13 protein-coding genes are annotated in these 17,144 nt (G+C 75.1%); 7 read left to right on the top strand and 6 right to left on the bottom strand.

Going from position 1 to position 17,144, the window contains the following annotated elements:
* The coding region (locus tag ACWEO5_RS24690; RefSeq protein ID WP_452164468.1) for an ATP-binding protein at nt 1–1,352 on the bottom strand (1,352 nt) is incomplete at its 3' end.
* Between the two features lie 505 nt (nt 1,353–1,857).
* On the opposite strand from ACWEO5_RS24690, the gene ACWEO5_RS24685 reads away from it, so the two are divergent.
* Nucleotides 1,858–3,453: a CehA/McbA family metallohydrolase gene (locus ACWEO5_RS24685; protein WP_452164467.1), complete on the top strand. Its 1,596-nt coding sequence runs from the start codon at nt 1,858–1,860 to the stop codon at nt 3,451–3,453.
* A 204-nt stretch (nt 3,454–3,657) separates the two neighbouring features.
* Here ACWEO5_RS24685 and tyrS read toward each other — a convergent pair whose 3' ends face one another.
* On the bottom strand, nt 3,658–5,067 hold the full coding sequence (gene tyrS, locus ACWEO5_RS24680; protein WP_452164466.1) for a tyrosine--tRNA ligase: 1,410 nt from the start codon (nt 5,065–5,067) through the stop codon (nt 3,658–3,660).
* 592 nt (nt 5,068–5,659) lie between these two features.
* Between tyrS and ACWEO5_RS24675 the strand changes: the two genes are divergently transcribed.
* From ACWEO5_RS24675 to ACWEO5_RS24665, 3 genes are all read left to right on the top strand, one after another.
* Complete coding sequence (locus tag ACWEO5_RS24675) at nt 5,660–6,328, top strand: DUF5995 family protein (RefSeq protein WP_452164465.1); 669 nt, start codon at nt 5,660–5,662, stop codon at nt 6,326–6,328.
* Between the two features lie 94 nt (nt 6,329–6,422).
* Nucleotides 6,423–6,623, top strand: a complete 201-nt coding sequence (locus ACWEO5_RS24670; RefSeq protein WP_452164464.1) for a hypothetical protein — start codon at nt 6,423–6,425, stop codon at nt 6,621–6,623.
* Between the two features lie 68 nt (nt 6,624–6,691).
* Nucleotides 6,692–8,176, top strand: coding sequence for a hypothetical protein (locus ACWEO5_RS24665; protein ID WP_452164463.1), 1,485 nt, complete (start codon nt 6,692–6,694; stop codon nt 8,174–8,176).
* Between the two features lie 29 nt (nt 8,177–8,205).
* Here the strand turns inward: ACWEO5_RS24665 and ACWEO5_RS24660 are convergent, their stop codons facing one another.
* The 4 genes from ACWEO5_RS24660 to ACWEO5_RS24645 form a co-directional block, all read right to left on the bottom strand.
* Nucleotides 8,206–9,645 carry a GuaB1 family IMP dehydrogenase-related protein gene (locus ACWEO5_RS24660; protein ID WP_452164471.1) on the bottom strand — a complete coding sequence of 480 codons (1,440 nt, stop codon included), beginning with the start codon at nt 9,643–9,645 and terminating at the stop codon, nt 8,206–8,208.
* 835 nt (nt 9,646–10,480) lie between these two features.
* Nucleotides 10,481–10,852: a hypothetical protein gene (locus ACWEO5_RS24655; RefSeq protein WP_452164470.1), complete on the bottom strand. Its 372-nt coding sequence runs from the start codon at nt 10,850–10,852 to the stop codon at nt 10,481–10,483.
* A gap of 263 nt (nt 10,853–11,115) precedes the next feature.
* A complete protein-coding gene (locus ACWEO5_RS24650) occupies nt 11,116–11,964 on the bottom strand; it encodes a transglycosylase SLT domain-containing protein (protein WP_452164462.1) in 849 nt (282 codons plus the stop codon).
* Between the two features lie 1,045 nt (nt 11,965–13,009).
* The gene (locus ACWEO5_RS24645) at nt 13,010–13,744 is read right to left on the bottom strand and encodes a ScbR family autoregulator-binding transcription factor (protein ID WP_452164461.1); all 735 of its coding nucleotides are present in this window, start codon (nt 13,742–13,744) and stop codon (nt 13,010–13,012) included.
* 214 nt (nt 13,745–13,958) lie between these two features.
* Here ACWEO5_RS24645 and ACWEO5_RS24640 point away from each other — a divergent pair, with 214 nt between their 5' ends.
* The 3 genes from ACWEO5_RS24640 (at nt 13,959) to ACWEO5_RS24630 (ending at nt 17,014) form a co-directional block, all read left to right on the top strand.
* The gene (locus ACWEO5_RS24640; protein WP_452164460.1) at nt 13,959–14,915 is read left to right on the top strand and encodes an AEC family transporter; all 957 of its coding nucleotides are present in this window, start codon (nt 13,959–13,961) and stop codon (nt 14,913–14,915) included.
* A gap of 114 nt (nt 14,916–15,029) precedes the next feature.
* A complete protein-coding gene (locus ACWEO5_RS24635) occupies nt 15,030–16,529 on the top strand; it encodes an SDR family NAD(P)-dependent oxidoreductase (RefSeq protein WP_452164459.1) in 1,500 nt (499 codons plus the stop codon).
* Complete coding sequence (locus ACWEO5_RS24630) at nt 16,526–17,014, top strand: nucleotide triphosphate diphosphatase NUDT15 (RefSeq protein ID WP_452164458.1); 489 nt, start codon at nt 16,526–16,528, stop codon at nt 17,012–17,014. Before ACWEO5_RS24635 ends, ACWEO5_RS24630 begins: the two co-directional genes overlap by 4 nt.
* Nucleotides 17,015–17,144: the final 130 nt, after the last annotated feature.

The raw sequence follows: 17,144 nt of genomic DNA, 5'->3' as shown, positions 1-17,144 counted from the left end.
CCGGCGGACGGCGCCGCGACCGGTGCGGGCGCGGGGTTGGGCACGGCGCGCGGGAAAGCCGCGGTGGCCGCGAAGCCCCCGGCGGGGGTGTGGGTCGCGGCGGCGGGGCGGGGGCGCGGCGGGGTGTCCGCGTACTCGGCGCCGACCGCCGCCGGGTACGCCTCGCTGTCGGGCTGCCCGGGGTGGGAGGGGAAGGCCAGCGGGGTGGTGGTGGCGATCCGGCCGATGCCGTGCGCGCGGCTGGGCGCGGGCGCGGTGGTGATGTAGACGTCCGGCACGATCAGCACGGCGCGCACGCCGCCGTACGCGGACGGGCGCAGCGAGACCTGGAAGCCGTACGCGCGGGCGAGCCGGCCGACCACGGCCAGGCCGAGCCGGGGGGCCTCGCCGAGGCCGTTCAGGTCGATGCCGGACTCGGCCTCGGCGAGCATCCGCTCGGCCCGGGCCCGGCCCTCCTCGCCGAGGCTGAGGCCGCCGTCCTCGATCTCGATCGCGATGCCGGTCTGCACCTCGACGGCGGTGAGGTGGACGCTGGTCTGCGGCGGCGAGTAGCGGGTGGCGTTGTCGAGGAGTTCGGCGAGCGCGTGGATCAGCGGTTCGACGGCGGGGCCGACCACGGCGACCTCGGAGACCGGGTGCAGTTCGACCCGGCGGAAGTCGAGGATCCGGGACATGCCGCCGCGCAGCACGCTGTACAGCGGGACGGGGTTGTTCCACTGGCGGCCGGGGCGGGCGCCGCCGAGCACGGCGATGGAGTCGGCGAGGCGGCCGATCAGGGCGTTGCCGTGGTCGATCACCAGCAGGTCGTCGAAGACCGCGGGGTCGTCGCCGTGCCGGTCCTCCATCTTGCGCAGGTCGATGGCCTGCCGGTGGACGATGGCCTGCACCCGGCGGGCGATGTTGACGAAGGCGCGCTGCGCGGACTCGCGCATCGCCTCCTCGTTGTCGACGGCGTCCAGGACGGCGCGCAGCACGGCGTGCCGGAAGTCGTGGAACTCGTCGCCGGCGTCGTGGGCGTGCTGCTGCTCGTAGGAGCGGAGCACGTCGGTGATGAACTCACCGCCCTGCATCCGGGCGACGGCCTGCGGGAGGTCGTTCTTGGCGAGTTCGAGCATGCCGGCCTGCTGCCGGGCCAGCCGGTGGCGGTGCTCGGCGTCCTGCCGGGCGGCCTCCTCCCGGGCCCACTCCAGTGCGCGGCCCCGGCGCACCGCCTCGAAGCCCGCCACCGCCACGGCCGCGGCGCCCACCAGGCCGCACCAGATGGTCCCCGAGGTCGCCGCGCCCGGGGCCGCGGCGGCGGCGAGCCCGACGGCCGCGCCGATCACCACCGCGGGCAGCAGGCCGACGAGCACGGCCGCGGGTAGCCGCCCTCCTGCAGACGATCCGTCTGGTGACGATCCGGCTCGAAGCATCAGCATCCTCATACGCTCGGGGGGACGGGTGGCGGGCGGGGCCGGGCGGTGCGGCGGGGCCCGGGGCGCGAAGCAGCATAGCCGGTGCACGATCGCTCTGACGGCCCGTCAGAGTTGCTGTCCCCCAAGAGAGTTGCCCTGCTCGGGGGCGCCGTGCGGGGCCCGGCGGAACGGATCCACCGGCTCGCGCCCGACTCATAGGCTTGTCTCACCACGCGCCCCCGCAGTAGTCCCGCGCGTCGGATTCACCCGGAAGAGCGGCAGTCCCGGCAAACTTCCGACCGTTCCCGACCGATGGTGCTAGGCCGACGTTCCCCCACCCCGCCTTCACGGACCCTCCGCACACCCGTGGGCCCCGACACACCCCCGACTCACCCCCGGTTCACCTCGCCGGGTAGGGACCGCGGTGGACCCGCCCGCCCGCGCCGCCCGGAGGCCCGCCCCGATGCCCACCGACCCGTCCGACCCGTCCGCCGCGCCCGGCCGTCGCACCCTGCTGCGCACCGGCCTCGCCACCGGCGCCGCGGCCGCCACCGGCCTGGCCTCCCCCGCCCCGGCCGACGCAGCGCCGTCCCCGCCCGTCGCCGCACCGTCCCCGCCCGCCACCCCGGCCGACCGGGTGATCACCCTGACCGGCGAACTGCCCACCGGCGCGCCCGACTTCGTCTACCTCCCGGTGGAGGTCCCGCGCGGGGTGCGGGAGATCGCGGTCTCCTACGGCTACGACCGGCCCGCCGTCCCGGCCGGCACCCCCGGCAACTCCTGCGACATCGGCATCTTCGACCAGCGCGGCACCGACCTCGGCGGCCGGGGCTTCCGCGGCTGGTCCGGCGGCTTCCGCAGCTCCTTCAGCATCTCCGCGACCGCCGCCACCCCCGGCTACCTGCCCGGCCCGGTCGACCCCGGCACCTGGCACGTGGTGCTCGGCCCCTACCAGGTCGCCCCGCAGGGCCTGACCTACTCGGTGCAGGTCACCCTCCGCTTCGGCGCCCCCGGCCCGGCCTTCGCCCCGCACTACCCGGCCGAACGCGCCCGCGGCCGCGGCCGCGCCTGGTACCGGGGCGACTGCCACCTGCACACCGTGCACTCGGACGGGCGCCGGCTGCCCGCGGAGGTCGCCGCGGGCGCCCGGGCCGCCGGGCTCGACTTCATCGTCTCCACCGACCACAACACCAGTTCCTCGCACGGCGCCTGGGGCCCGCTCGCCGGGGACGACCTGCTGATCGTCCCCGGCGAGGAGATCACCACCCGCAACGGCCACTGGCTGGCCCTCGGTCTCGACCCCGGCCAGTTCGTCGACTGGCGCTACCGCTCCCGCGACGGGCAGTTCCCCCGCTTCGCCCGCCAGGTCCGCCGCAGCGGCGGCCTGGTCGTCCCCGCCCACCCCTACTGCCCGTACGTGGCCTGCCAGTGGAAGTTCGGCTACCAGGACGCCGACGCCGTCGAGGTGTGGAACGGCCCCTGGACGTACGACGACGAGTCCGCCGTCGACACCTGGGACGCCCAGCTCGCCGCCGCCCTGCGCGAGGGCCGCGACTGGCTGCCCGCGATGGGCAACAGCGACGCCCACAGCGACCCGCAGCCGATCGGCAGCCCGCACAACGTCGTCCTCGCCGACGACCTCAGCCGCCCCGCGATCCTGGACGGCCTGCGCGCCGGACGCAGCTGGCTGGCCGAGTCCGCCGCCGTGCAGTTGGAGTTCACCGCCACCGGCCACGGCCGCCGGGCGGGCATCGGCGAGCGCCTGACCGTCCCCGCCGACGCCCCCGTCGACGTCGAACTCACCGTCTCCGGCGTCCCCGGCGGCACCGCCCGCCTGCTCACCGACGAGGGCCAGCTGCACCAGGAGACCCTCCCCGCCGACGGCGCCCCCGCCACCGTCCGCTGGCGCACCACCGCCTCCCTGGCCGGCTACGTCCGCGCCGAAGTCCGCCGCCCCCGGCCGGACGGCACCCCCGGCAAGGGCAACTCCATGGGCCCCGACCTCCCCTGGGGCCCGATGGCCGCCCTCACCAACCCGATCACCCTGCACCCCGCCTGAACGGCTCGGATGAGAACGGCGGGACGCGAAATCAGGGGCTCGGGGAACGGCGAGTCCGTGCTGCTGACGGCCGGAGCCCATCGAAGTGTCCGTGCTACTGCGTGCCGTGACAGGAACCAGAAGCCCCCGCACGCACTGGCGGTGAACCGCTCGCAGCCACGGCCTCGCCGTTCCCGGGCCCCTGTCGGGGCTCTCGTCCGCCGGTCAGGTCAGCTCCACCACCTTCCGCCCGCAGCGCAGGAACACCCGCCGGTGCGCCCCCGGCCGTGCCAGTTCGTGCGCGCCGAGCACGACGAGCAGCCGCTCGTCCGCCTCGCCCCGGCTCAGCGGGACCGTCCGCCGGCCGCCGTCGGTGTGCTCGACCACGAGCTTGAGGCCGCCCGCCTCGGCGACCCGGCGGACCTGGTTGAGGCTGGGCAGTTCGCCGCTGACCTTGACCAGCAGTTCGCCGAGCGTCGCCGCGCCGTGCTCGGCCGGATCGACGGTGGGCAGCGGCCCGGCCTGGGAGTACCGGCGCACCGAGTACCGGGCGCGGAAGGCGTCCCGCGCGGCGAGCGCGGCGTCCTCGCCGTGGACGGTGGCGGTGACGGCGGCGGCGAGCAGGGTCTTGACGGCCATCGGGTGCCGACGGCCGCCGTCGACCTGGGCGAGCAGCGTTTCGACTTCCGCGTCGAGGAGTTCGGTGAGGGCGCGGAGGTAGTCGGGCAGCAGCCGGTCCGCGCAGGACATCAGCCGGCCAAACATCTCCTCGGCGGGGAAGCCCAGCCCGACGTAGTTGTTCTTCGACTTGCTCATCTTGGCGCCGGTGCCGTCGGTGCCCTCGATCAGGCCGGTGGCGAGCACCACTTCGGGCTGCTGCCCGACGGCGCTCATCACCCGGCGGAACATCTGGAGGTTGAGCAGCTGGTCGAGGCCGCCGAGTTCGACGTCCGCGACGAGTTCCACCGAGTCGAGCGCCATCACCACGGAGTAGACCAGTTCGGCCAGGGTCAGTCCGCTGCCCTCGGCGAGCCGGGTGCGGAAGTCCTCGCGCTGGAGGGCGGCGGAGGCGGGCAGCCGGGAGAGCACCTCCAGGAAGCGGGGCAGCGTCATCGGTTCCAGCCACTCGCTGTTGAACCGGAATTCCGCCCGCTCGAAGTCGAAGAACGGCCCGACCTGCTGCCGGTAGGTGGCGACGTTGCGCCGCACGTCGTCGGGGGTGAGCGGGGGCCGTTCGGCGCTGCGGCCGGACGGGTCGCCGATCCGGGCGGTGATGTCGCCGACCAGGAACACCACCCGGTGGCCCATCCGCTGCAGGCGGCTGGCCAGGATCATCGGGACGGCGTGCCCGAGGTGCACCTCGGCGCCGGTCGGGTCGATGCCGAACTTGACGGTCAGCGGCCGCCCCTCGGCGAGCAGTTCGGCGAGCCGGTCGCCGCCGGGCAGCACCTGCGCGGCCCGGGCGCCGAGCAGGTCGGCCTGTCGGCGCGGCGGCAGGCCGGACAGGTCGGCGCCCCGGCGCTCCGCGAGCAGCCCGAGCAGTCGACCCAGCTCCGGTCCTTCGCGCAACTCCCCCTCGTCCTCGATCAGTTCACGTACCCGCGCGGTGTTGCGGTCGAATGCGGTGGCGGTCATGGCCGTCCTCTCGGGGCGCGTCGGCGCACGGCGGCACGGCACGGCCGCGCGGCGCGAACAGGGGGGCGAGCAAGGGGTGCGGGGGGCGGAGGAGGGCTGGACGGCAGGGGCTGCCGGCCGGCCCCGCGAAGGGGCGGCCGCCCACGGCTCGCGGCGGGTGTCGACACCCCGCGGCGGCGTGCGTCAGCAGCCCGCGCCCCTAGCGGGGCACGTCAGCGGGGTCGTCCGAGAAGGACCGGGAGGCTCGGCCGCCCATCAGAGGGGCAGGCCGGAGGGCGGTGTGCACCGCCACTAATATCGCTTCACCACGCGAACCTCCGGGAACAGGGAACGGCGGGAGCGCGAAATGCGCCCGGCAGCGCCGTCGCCGCCCATGCTGCCCCATCTCCCCCGCCCCGCGCACCTGGTTTTTTTCCCACCCTTCTCCCATCCTTCTCCTCCTTTCTCCCACCCTTCTCCGCCTCTCCCCCCAGCCCGGTTTTCCACCCGCCCGCATCACGTGTGCACCTTGGCGGCGACGGCCCCACCTGGGAAGGTGACGGAGTATCAGCTCACCATCCGCTTGTCCGACCAACCGCCTTGGAGGATCCGCATGACCGCACCGGTACTGACGGTGGACCAGGTGGTCGACCGGATGGAGCGATTGGCCGCCGAACTGCCGCCCGGCGACGGCGTCGCCGTGTTCAACGCGATGTACCTGACCGTCACCCGGCTGGTCCGCGAGCAGCTCGCCGCCGCCTACTTCGAGGACCCGGCAGCCATGGCCGAACTCGACGCCGTCTTCGCCGCCCGCTACCTGGCCGCCGTCGACGACGACCGGGCCGGGCGCCGCCCCGCCGCCTGCTGGCGCCCGCTGTTCGAACTGCGCGCCGCCCCGGGCGTCCACCCGCTCCAGTTCGCGTTGGCCGGGATGAACGCCCACATCGAGAACGACCTCCCGCTGGCCGTCCTGGACACCTGCCGCCTGACCGGCCGCACCCCGGACCGGCTGCACGCCGACTACCTGCGCGTCAACGCCCTGCTCGCCCGGGTCGAGGCCCAGGTCCGCAAGTCCCTGCTGCCCGTCCCGGCCGGCGGCCCGCTGCTGCACGTGCTCTCCGTCTGGAGCATCGACCGCGCCCGCGACGCCGCCTGGGCCTCCGTCCTCGCCCTGTGGGAGCTGCGCCGCGTCCCGCCGGCCCGCGCGATGGTCGCCGACGCCCTCTCCGGCTCGGTCGGCATGGTCAGCCGCGCCCTGCTCACCCCGCTCAGTCCGAACTGACGCCCCCACCCGCGCGATCCGCCCGCACGATCCGCCCGGACCGGACCGGTAAATGGTCTCCGCACCGGTCCGGGCAGCCGCTAGCCTCCCGCCCATGACCCGCCCCGGCCGCTACCGCCTGCGCACCCGCCTGCGCCGCCACCTGCCCCGGTTCCTGCTCGACCGCGGCGTCGCCGCCAAGGGCCGCGAGGACTGCGGGGCCCACCGGTGGTACAACCACGACGGCGCGGTGGCCCGCTGCTATCACTGCGCGCCGGCCGAACGCCCCTGGCCCGCCCCGCCCGGCGCCCCCTGACGGTCCCGTGCCCGATGATGGGACCCCCGGCGGCACTGGCGCCGGGTGGCACAGGACGGGGCACGGCGATGGCGAAGCGCAAGAAGGACGGCGGGCACCGCGGGCCGGACGAGCGGTGCTTCGTGCAGGTGGTCCGGCGGCCGAGCACCGGCGTCGAGGTGTCGACCGGCCGCGCCTGGGTGGGCGTCGACCAGCAGGTCGGCCACGGCTCCGCGGACGCCCTGTTCGCGCTGACGGACGAGCAGTACGCGGCGGCGCTGGCCGGCGAGGGGCTGGGGTCGTTCGAGGGCGAGTGCTGGCGGGGCGCGCACGACGACCTGCTGCTGTTCCACCCGGGCGGCGCGTCCTGGCGCCCGGAGCGCTGGCACCCGGCCAGGGAGCGGATGCTGCCGCCCCGCTTCGAGGGTGAACTCTGGTGGCACGTCGACGCGTTGGGCGCACCGGCGGACAGCGCCCCGGCCACCGCCGCCCGCCTGCTGGCCCCCGGCGCCACCGGCCCCGGCGCCCCGGTGTTCCGCCTGACCGGCGAGGGCGCCCACCCCCGCCCCGCCGCGCTGATCGGCGGCCTCGGCCCGGGCAGCGACCGCGCGCAGGCCCGCGCGGTCCTGGGCGAGCCGGTCGGGGCGGACGGCAACGGCGGCGACGGCAGCGACAACCGCAGCGGCGACAGCGACCTGCACGCCGTCGAGGGCGACCGCGTCCGGCTGGAGTACGCCGACGGCGGCCTGGTCTCGATCGCCCTGGAGCGCCCGGCCCCGCGGCCGCTGCCGGACGGGCCGGCCCGGGGGCTGCTCGCGGTGCTCGGCGAGCCGGAGGGCGGCCCGGCCTTCCGGGAGCTGGTCCGGCTGGCGGGCGGCGCGCACCGGCGCTGGGCGAGCTCGTCCGGCCTCTCCTGGCGGCTGCTCGCGTTCGACGGCGGCGCGGAGGTGCTGACCCGGGACGGCGAGGTGCTGGGCGTCCGGCTACCCGCGGCCGGCCCGCTGTCGGCGTCCGGCCTGCTGCCCGGCTCCCGCACGGAGGTGCACCGGGCGCTGGGCACGCCGTCGGCCACCGTCGCGGGCACCGACCTGCACCGCTACGGCGCCCGCGACCTGCTGGTCGGCTACGGCGCCGAGTTCGACTCAGCGCGGCCGGGCGCGGCCCCGGTCAGGGTGACGGCGGTGCCGCGCGGGGTCAGCGTGCCGCGTGACCCGTACCGGTGGCGTTCCGGCGAGTTCACCCTGTTCCTGGACGTGCTGGGCCGCCCGGAGTCGCACCCGCTGGTCGGGTGGGTGCGCGCCCTGCCGGGGGCGCGGCCGGTGCTGCGCCACGGCCTGGTCACCGCGGTGGTGGTCGGCGAGCACGGCGGCCACCGGGCCGAGCGCCTCGCGGCCTTCGTCGACGGGATGCCCGCCGCCCCCGCCCGCGGGGACGTCCCGTTCGGGCTGCCCCGCGAGCGCGGCGAGCGGGACGACCTGCGGGAGTTCGCGCAGGGCTGGATCCACGTGCACTGCGCCGACGGGAACTCGGTCAGCACCGTCACGGTCGCCCAGCAGCCCCCGCCGGTGCGCTGACCCGGCACCGGGCGGGGGAGGGCCCGCCGTCAGGCCCAACTGGAGTGCAGCGGCTTGCCCTCGGCGTAGCCCGCCGCGCTCTGGATGCCGACGATCGCCTTGTCGTGGAACTCCTCCAGGCTCGCCGCGCCCGCGTAGGTGCAGGAGGAGCGGACGCCCGCGACGATCGAGTCGATCAGGTCCTCGACGCCGGGGCGGGCCGGGTCGATGAACATCCGGGAGGTGGAGATGCCCTCCTCGAACAGGCCCTTGCGGGCGCGGTCGTAGGCCGACTCGTCGGAGGTGCGGTTGCGCACGGCGCGGGCCGAGGCCATGCCGAAGCTCTCCTTGTACTGGCGACCGTCGGCGGTGGTCTGCAGGTCGCCGGGCGACTCCAGGGTGCCCGCGAACCAGGAGCCGACCATCACGTTGGAGGCGCCGGCGGCCAGCGCCATCGCCACGTCGCGCGGGTGGCGGACGCCGCCGTCGGCCCAGACGTGCTTGCCGAGGCGGCGGGCCTCGGCGGCGCACTCCAGGACGGCGGAGAACTGCGGGCGGCCGACACCGGTCATCATCCGGGTGGTGCACATCGCGCCGGGGCCGACGCCGACCTTGAGGATGTCCGCGCCCGCCTCGACCAGGTCGCGCACGCCGTCGGCGGAGACCACGTTGCCCGCGACGATCGGGACCTGCGGGTCGAGGCCGCGCACCGCGCGCAGCGCGCTGATCATCGACTCCTGGTGGCCGTGCGCGGTGTCCACCACCAGCACGTCGGCGCCGGCCTCCAGCAGTGACTTGGCGCGGCCGGCCACGTCGCCGTTGATGCCGACGGTGGCGGCGATCCGCAGGCGGCCGGCCGCGTCGACGGCGGGGGTGTAGAGGGTGGCGCGCAGCGCGTTCTTCCTGGTCAGGATGCCGACCAGGGTGCCGTCGGCGGCGACCACGGGGGCGAGCTTGCGGTGCGCCTCGTTGAGCCGGTCGAAGGCGGCGCGCGGGTCGATGCCCTGGTCGAGCAGCAGCAGGTCGCGCGACATCACCTCGGCCAGGCTGGTGAACCGGTCCACGCCCTGGCAGTCGCTCTCGGTGACCACGCCGACGGGCTTGCCGCCCTCCACCACGACCAGCGCGCCGTGCGCCCGCTTGGGCAGCAGCGACAGCGCGTCGGCGACGGTGTCGCCGGGGCTGAGGGTCAGCGCGGTGTCGTGCACCAGGTGGCGCTGCTTGACCCAGCCGATCACCTCGGAGACGACCTCGATCGGGATGTCCTGCGGGATCGCGACCAGTCCGCCGCGCCGGGCCACCGTCTCGGCCATCCGCCGTCCGGCGATCGCGGTCATGTTCGCCACCACCAGCGGGATGGTGGTGCCCGTCCCGTCGTTGGAGGACAGATCGACACCCTGCCGGGAGCCCACCGCGGAACGGCTGGGGACCATGAAGACGTCGTCGTACGTGAGGTCGTACGCGGGCTTGAGGTCGTTCAGGAAGCGCATGAAGGGGCTCTCTGGCTGGGGAGAAACGTTACGGCGCGACACGGCCGAGCCGCGCACACCCAACGTTCGATTCTCGTTGAATCCCCCGCTCCGAGCCAGCTCACGCCGGAATCCTGAAGATCGACACAACCGGGGCCCCGGGATTCCGGAACCCCCTCGTACGATCCTCCAAGATCCCCTCGGTACGGGTGTTCCCCGCCTGGGCCGCAGCAGGCACAGCACGACGGGGCACCGCTGGACACCGTCGTGCAGGTCGCGTTCGATCCGGCGGCGCTCGGCGTCGACGGCGCGCAGGACGGCGGCCCGACTGTCGGCGTGCTCGGTGACCCGCCGCCGGAGCGGCTCCGCCTCGGACGGGCCGAAGCAGTCCCGGGCCAGTCGGGTCTCCAGGGCGGCCAGCGCGAGCAGGCCCCGCACCGCCAGGAACAGCAGGACGCCGCCGAGCAGCACCTGCCCCGCCGGTTCGGACCAGCCCAGCGACCCCCGGACGGCCCCGGCCGCCAGCAGCCCCGCCAGCAGCGCGCCGCACCCGACCAGGCCGAGCAGCACGGCGGCGACCAGTCCCGTCCCGGCCCGCACCGCCAAGTAGTGCCGCAGCGCCAGCGGCAGGTGGAGCAGCAGCGGAGTGGCCAGCACCCCGGGCAGTACCCCGGCGCCCCCGGCTGCCCTCCCCCACGTCCTTCTCCCCTTTCTTCCTCCCCTGCCCTCCTGCCACCCACCGTGCCCCGCGCCCCACGCCCCACGCCCCACGCCCCACGCCCCACGCCGGCGAGCCTATGCGGGGGCGCGGCGGGGCCGCCGGGGTCGGCGGTCGGCGCGGCGCGGCGCGAACGGTTCAACCCTCCCGGCGGTGGCGGGCGGAGCTGCCGCGCAGGCGCAGCACCAGCCATCCGGCGACCGCGGCGACCGCGGCGACCGCGCGGACGAGCACCGCCTCGGAGAACACCCCGACGCAGTCCTCGACCAGCTCCCAGCGCTCGCCGCGCAGGCACCCGGCAGTGATCAGCACGCCGTTCCAGGCCGGGCTGCCGACCGCGGCGAAGCCGGTGAGCGGCAGGGTCACCTCGCTGGGCAGCGACGGGAAGGGGTTCTCCAGCGCGATGGCCAGACCCGCGCCGGGGCCGCCGAGGGTGCCGACCAGCCCGGCCGCCCACCTGGCGACCCCACCCCCGGGAGCCTGCTCGACGATCGGGGCGACTGTCTCCAGCAGCACGGTGTGCTCCTCGTGGCGAAGGCCCCGGGCCGGTTGCCCGGGTGCGTCCTCCACGCCAGGAACTGCAGCTCACGGCCGGTACGCGGTTTCCCACCCGCCCCGACTGCGGTTTTCCGCACCCCTTCCCGACCCGTCCGGACGGCCCGTCCGAAGGCCCCGGACGCGCACCCCGCCCGAACGCCCCGGACGCGCCGCGGCCCCCTGCGGCGCGCGGTGCGCCGAGGGGGCCGAGAAGGCGGTTCCGGTGGTCGGGCCGCTTAGTAGCCGCGCCAGTGGGAGCCGTAGCCGCGGGCGGCGGCCATGTTGTCCATGTTGCCGTAGCGGGCGTCGCAGTAGCGCGAGCTGGCGACCAGGTTGTCGACGGGGTTGCGGATGTCGGTGTGGCCGGGCAGCGCGTACGCCTTGAAGGTCGGCATGATCACCTGGGTCAGACCGATCGACGGGGTGCCCTTCTTGGCGTTCGAGTCCCAGTTGTTCTGGGCGTTCGGGTTGCCGGAGGACTCGGCGATCGCAGCGGCCCGCATCGCCTTCGCGGACGGGACGTGCTGCCCGTTGGCGGCCAGCACGTCGCGGGCCTCCTCGATCCAGCCGTCCAGGTTGTTCGGGTAGGTCTTCTTCGCGGAGGCGGCGGCCTGCTCGTCCTTCGCCTTCTGCTCGGCGGCCTGCTTCTCCTCCTGGGCCTTCTGCTCGGCGGCCTGCTTCTCCTGCTCGGCCTGCTGTTCGGCCGCCTGCTTCTCCTGCTCGGCCTGCTGGTCCTGCTGCTGACCCTGGTCCTGCTGGCCCTGGTCCTGCTGGCCCTGGTCCTGCTGGCCCTGGTCCTGCTGACCCTGGCCCTGCTGGCCCTGGTCCTGCTGGACGGCCTCGCGGTCCTCGCTGCGGGAGGCGGCCTGGTCGCCGTCGCGGTTGGCGTCCTGGTTGCCGGCGGCGGCGACCACGGCGGCGTCCGCCTTGTTGGCAGCCGGGTCGGCGATCGCCTGGGAGACCGGGAGCAGGGTGCCCACCGCGATGGCGCCGGCCAGGCCGATGCCGAGAACGGCGTCGGGCATGCGGTGGTGGCCCATCCGCACCTGCGGCAGTCGGCCCAGGTTGTGCTTGATGCGTCGCATGTTCGAGTACCTCCGAGAGTCGGTCCAGGTCACGCCGAAGCCCGGGTGGACATGCGGGACTCCCGCTCGGTGCGGGGTTCCTCGGCCCGGGACGGCCGGCCCGGCGGCTCCTGCTCACCGGGGACGCTTGCGCCGCGCTGGTCTCGCGGTCCGCTGCGCCGTGTCAGCCCCGTGAGCACTCGGATCGGCTCGGGGCACAACCACGAGACTGCCGGAGCCCCAACGGCGCGGCAAACGTCCCGATATGCGCCCTCCACAACTCCTTCACATCTCGAACTCCCTTGCACAACAAGGGAGTTCACCACCCAGGACCCCTCGCATTCCGGCCCGGTTATGAAGAAGGTCACAGGGGCGCCCAACGTCCCCCCGCCCCGGGGGCTTTGGGCCCGCGGCCAGTGCTACCAAGGCTTTCGGGGCCCCGGGCGCCCTCCGCACCGCCGGAGCCGTGTGACCCCGACCACCGCCCGCCGCTGTGACGCCGCTCTCCCCCCGACCACGCACCGCAGCCGCCCGACCACCCGAACCGCCCCGCCCGTGACCCGGCTCACGCACCCCCCGTGACCCGGCTCACGCACCGTCAGCCCGCCCCGCAGGCGGAGCCGGAAGCAGGCCGACGGAAGCGGATCGACGGAACGGGGCGAGAGAAGCGGGCCGGCCGAGCCGGAGCCGGGAACCGAGCCGGGAACCGGGCCGGAGCGGCCGCCGGATCGAACCGGGATCCGGCGACGACCGCCCCGGCCCGCGGAGGTGCGCGCGCCCGCGTCGGGAGCGGCGCCGATCCGGGCCGCCGTCACGACAGGCGCGCCCTTCCCCCCTCCGCTCCCGACTCTCAGAACAGGCTGAATAGCGAGTGCTCGTTTTGTTACGTGGAGCTACTCGGGAGTCACCTCCGGGCCGTCCGCGCCCGTCAGCCCGGACTCCCCTGCCCCAACGGCCCCGAAGGGCCCTCCATCCGCACCCTGACCGCAGCGCCCGCCCCCTCAATAACAAAGTGGTTGATCGCTTTATTATCGAGGCCCCGCCGGACCGGCCGCCGGGCGCGGGCTCAGCCGGCCGACCCCCCGACCGACTTCCCGGCCGGCGCCGCACCCCCAGCCGCACCCCCGCTCACGCCCGCGGTCGCACCCCCGGTCGCACCCCCGTCCCCGGCCGCACTCCCCGGCAGCCGGTCGCCGCTGAGGTCGATCCGGGCGACCACGGCGGGCACGGCGACGCCGGGCAGCACCATCTGCCACATCCGCACCAGGCGCTCGGTCAGGTCGGCCCGGCGGGTGGCGGCCTCGGAGTAGATCTGGACGCCGGTGCAGCAGGAGACGATGTATTCGGCCAGCTCATGGACGTCCACCCCGGCCTGGAGCTCGCCCCGATCGGCCCCGGTCTGCAGGAAGCCGGCCAGGATCTCGGTCCAGGCGTCGAAGGTGGTGGCGTCGTGCAGTTCGAGCGCGTCCCGCTCGACGCCGAGCCGCACCCCGGCCCGCAGCACCGGATCCGTCCGCAGCTGCCTGGCCCACAGCAGCGTGGTGTCCACCGCCCGCTGGACGCCCTCCGATTCGAGGAGGGGCACCACCGTCTGCTGCTGCGAGGCGGCCACGGCCGTGGCGAGCGCCTCCTTGTTCTTGAAGTGGAAGTACATCGCCCCCGGGGTCAGTCCGGCCCGCTCCAGGATCCTGGCGACGCTGGCACCGGAGTAGCCCAGCTCGTCGAACGCCTCCGCCGCGGCCTTCAGGAGGACGGCACGGGTCTGCACCGCCCGCTCCTGCTTCAGTTCCTCACGCACCATGATCCCTCCGGAATTTTACAGAACGGTCACTACGGTATCGAATCGCACCCCTGTCGACCAGCCTTCCCCTTTACCTTTTCTTGGTTCGATCCGGGGCTGCCCGAAAACCTGGCACCGCCGAAACCGAACGGACGTTCTTCCGCTTCGGCGCCCAGGGGGCGGACCGCCGACCGGAGGCCCGGACGCCCCTGATTGACTGCGGCGGGAGGTCAGGGTGGAGGCGTTGGTCGCGGCGTTCGCGCCGATCTGGGTACTGACGGCGGTCGGGTGGCTGGCCGGGCGGACGGGACTGCTGGGGGCGGACGCGGAGGCGGTGCTCGGGCGCTTCGTGTTCCACGTGGCGATGCCGGCCGCGCTGTTCACCGTGGTGGCCCGCACCGACCTGGCCTCGTTCGCCGACACCTGGGTGCTGGCCTTCGTCGCCGGGACGGCCCTCGCCTCGCTGCTGGGCCTGCTCGCCGGACGGCGCCCCGCGCGCACCGGGCAGCCGGGGCGCGGCACCGCCGGACGGACGGTGGCGGTGATGGCGGCGGGCTACGTGAACTCGGGCAACCTCGGCATCCCGGTCGCCGCGCAGGTGCTCGGCGACGCCTCGTACGTCGCGCCGGTGCTGCTGTTCCAGGTGCTGCTGGTCACCCCGGTGGTGCTGGCCGTGCTGGACGCCACCACCGGCGCCGCCCCGCCGTCCCGCGTCGAGCGGCTGCGGCGGCTGGCGCTGCTGCCGCTGCGCAACCCGGTGATCCTGGGCGCGGGCCTGGGCGCGCTGTTCTCGGCGGCCGGCTGGCGGCTGCCCGGCCCGCTGGCGCACTCCGCCGACCTGCTGGGCGCGGCCGCCGTCCCGGCCGCGCTGGTCACCCTCGGCCTGTCGCTGCACACCCCGCCCGGCGCGGCCCCGCAGCGCCCGGAGCGCGGCGAGCTGGCCGTCGCGGTGCTGGTGAAGGCGTTCGGGCAGCCGCTGGCCGCGCTGGCCGTCGGCGCCCTGATGCACCTGTCGGGCCCGCAGTTGCGGGCGGCGGTGCTGCTGTCGGCGCTGCCGACGGCGCAGAACGTGTACGTGTACGCGCGGCTGTACGGGGCGGCCCCGGTGCTGGCCCGCTCGGCGGTGCTGGTCTCCACGGTGCTGTCGATGCTGACGCTGTCGGTCATCGCCTGGTCACTGGGCGGCGGTTGAGCCCGGCGGTCCGGGCCGGGCGGCGGAGTGCGGCAGGTCACAGGCTTCGCCCCGGCGGGGGCCGCTCCCGTAGAGTTCGGCGGTACGGATGGGGCGATCGAGGAAGCATCGGCAGTGACGAACCAGCAGAGCGGGCCGGGCAGCACCCCGGTCGAGGACGACACCGACTACGGCAAGGGCATCGACCCCGAACGCCTGGAGCTGTGCCTGAGCGTGCTCGCCGAGCTGGACGGGATCCACGTCGACCACCCGGACGCGATCCGGGTCCGGCTGGCGGTCGGCGGCCTCTTCCGCACCCTCAAGCAGCGCCGCCGCCAGGAGACCCGGGCCCGCAAGACCGCCAACGACCGGGCGGTGACGGCGAAGACCGCGACGGGCGCGCCGGGCCGGATCGACGACGAGACGGCGGGCGCGTTCGGCCTGAGCACCGAGACCACCACCGAGCTGGCCGGGATCCTGGAGCGCCCGCGCTCCTGCTACACCTGCAAGCAGCGGTACGTCGAGGTGGACGCGTTCTACCACCAGCTGTGCCGCGACTGCGCGGCGCTGAACCGCGCCCGCCGGCACGCCCGGGCCGACCTGACCGGCAAGCGCGCGCTGCTGACCGGCGGCCGCGCCAAGATCGGCATGTACATCGCGCTGTGCCTGCTGCGCGACGGCGCGCACACCACCATCACCACCCGCTTCCCGAACGACGCGATCCGCCGCTTCACCGCGATGCCGGACAGCGCCGAGTGGATCCACCGCCTGAAGGTCATCGGCATCGACCTGCGCGACCCGGCCCAGGTGATGGCGCTGGCCGACGAGGTCGCCGCGGACGGCCCGCTGGACATCCTGATCAACAACGCGGCGCAGACCGTGCGCCGCTCCCCCGAGGCGTACCGCGAGCTGGTCGCGGCCGAGAGCGCGCCGCTGCCCGCCGGGGTGCTGCCCGCCTCCACCGTGATCGGCCGGTTCGGCTCGGGCGCGGTGGACGTGCCCGCCCTGCCGGGGCAGAGCCGCGGCGAGCGGCCGTCGGTGAGCGCCGAGGAGGTCACCGCGCTGGCCCTGGTGACGGGTTCGGCCTCGCCGGAGCGGATCGCGGCCGGCACCGCGATCGACGCGGGCGGCCTGGTGCCGGACCTGGCGGACACCAACAGCTGGGTGCAGACCGTCTCCGAGGTCGGCCCGATCGAGCTGCTGGAGGTGCAACTGTGCAACTCCACCGCCCCGTTCATCCTGATCTCGCAGCTGCGCCCGGCGCTGGCCGCGTCCTCCGCGCGCCGCAAGTACGTGGTCAACGTGTCGGCGATGGAGGGCGTCTTCGAGCGCGGCTACAAGGGCTCGGGCCACCCGCACACCAACATGGCCAAGGCCGCGCTGAACATGCTGACCCGCACCAGCGCGCAGGAGATGTTCGAGACCGACGGCATCCTGATGACCGCGGTGGACACCGGCTGGATCACCGACGAGCGCCCGCACCCGGAGAAGATGCGCCTGCACGAGGAGGGCTTCCACGCTCCGCTCGACCTGGTGGACGGCGCGGCCCGGGTCTACGACCCGATCGTCCGGGGCGAGTTGGGCGAGGACCTGTACGGTTGCTTCCTGAAGGACTACCAGAAGGGCAAGTGGTGACGGACGCTCAGGCCCCGCTCGGGACGCACCCGTTGCCGCCGCTGGTCGGCGCGGGCGTGATCGTGCCGACCGGGGACGGGCGGGTGCTGATCGGGCGGCGCACCACCGCCGGGGAGTCGCCGACCTGGAGCCTGCCCGGCGGCAAGGTCGACCACCCCGGCGAGTCCTTCGAGGCGGCCGCAGCACGGGAGTTGGCCGAGGAGACCGGCATCGTGCTGCCCGCCCGGGAGATGCGGGTGCTGGCGGTGCTGCTCGACCACGAGCTGGGCCGCACCCGGGTGACGGCGGCGGTGCTGGCCCCGCCGAGCCTGGCCGAGGCCCTGGTGACCGAGCCGCACGCCTGCGCCGGCTGGGAGCGGGTCGCCCTGGACGCCCTCCCCGAGCCGATGTTCTACCCGTCCGCCCAGGTCCTCGCCGCCTGGCTGCCCGACTACCGCGCCCCGGCCGGCACTTGGCACTACCCGGCAGTACCGCCGTCCTCCTGACCACCCGTCGCCCCGCGGCGTCCCGGCCCCCCGGCGTCCCGGCGTCCCGGAGCAGCGAGCAGCGAGCAGCCGCCAGCCCGCGTGAACGGGCGACCGGGCGGCCTGGCGGCCTGGCGGCTGATCGTGCGGG

This window comes from Kitasatospora sp. NPDC004272, assembly GCF_053603035.1.
The sequence above is the reverse complement of the archived record's forward strand: the minus strand, read 5'-3'. Positions and strand labels throughout refer to the sequence as shown.

What these genes read in the sequence shown, in the direction of transcription:
- ACWEO5_RS24685 (WP_452164467.1), top strand. Translation starts at nt 1,858, where the DNA reads ATGCCCACCGACCCGTCCGACCCGTCCGCCGCGCCCGGCCGTCGCACC.
- tyrS (WP_452164466.1), bottom strand. Translation starts at nt 5,067, where the DNA reads ATGACCGCCACCGCATTCGACCGCAACACCGCGCGGGTACGTGAACTG.
- ACWEO5_RS24675 (WP_452164465.1), top strand. Translation starts at nt 5,660, where the DNA reads ATGACCGCACCGGTACTGACGGTGGACCAGGTGGTCGACCGGATGGAG.
- ACWEO5_RS24670 (WP_452164464.1), top strand. Translation starts at nt 6,423, where the DNA reads ATGACCCGCCCCGGCCGCTACCGCCTGCGCACCCGCCTGCGCCGCCAC.
- ACWEO5_RS24665 (WP_452164463.1), top strand. Translation starts at nt 6,692, where the DNA reads ATGGCGAAGCGCAAGAAGGACGGCGGGCACCGCGGGCCGGACGAGCGG.
- ACWEO5_RS24660 (WP_452164471.1), bottom strand. Translation starts at nt 9,645, where the DNA reads ATGCGCTTCCTGAACGACCTCAAGCCCGCGTACGACCTCACGTACGAC.
- ACWEO5_RS24650 (WP_452164462.1), bottom strand. Translation starts at nt 11,964, where the DNA reads ATGCGACGCATCAAGCACAACCTGGGCCGACTGCCGCAGGTGCGGATG.
- ACWEO5_RS24645 (WP_452164461.1), bottom strand. Translation starts at nt 13,744, where the DNA reads ATGGTGCGTGAGGAACTGAAGCAGGAGCGGGCGGTGCAGACCCGTGCC.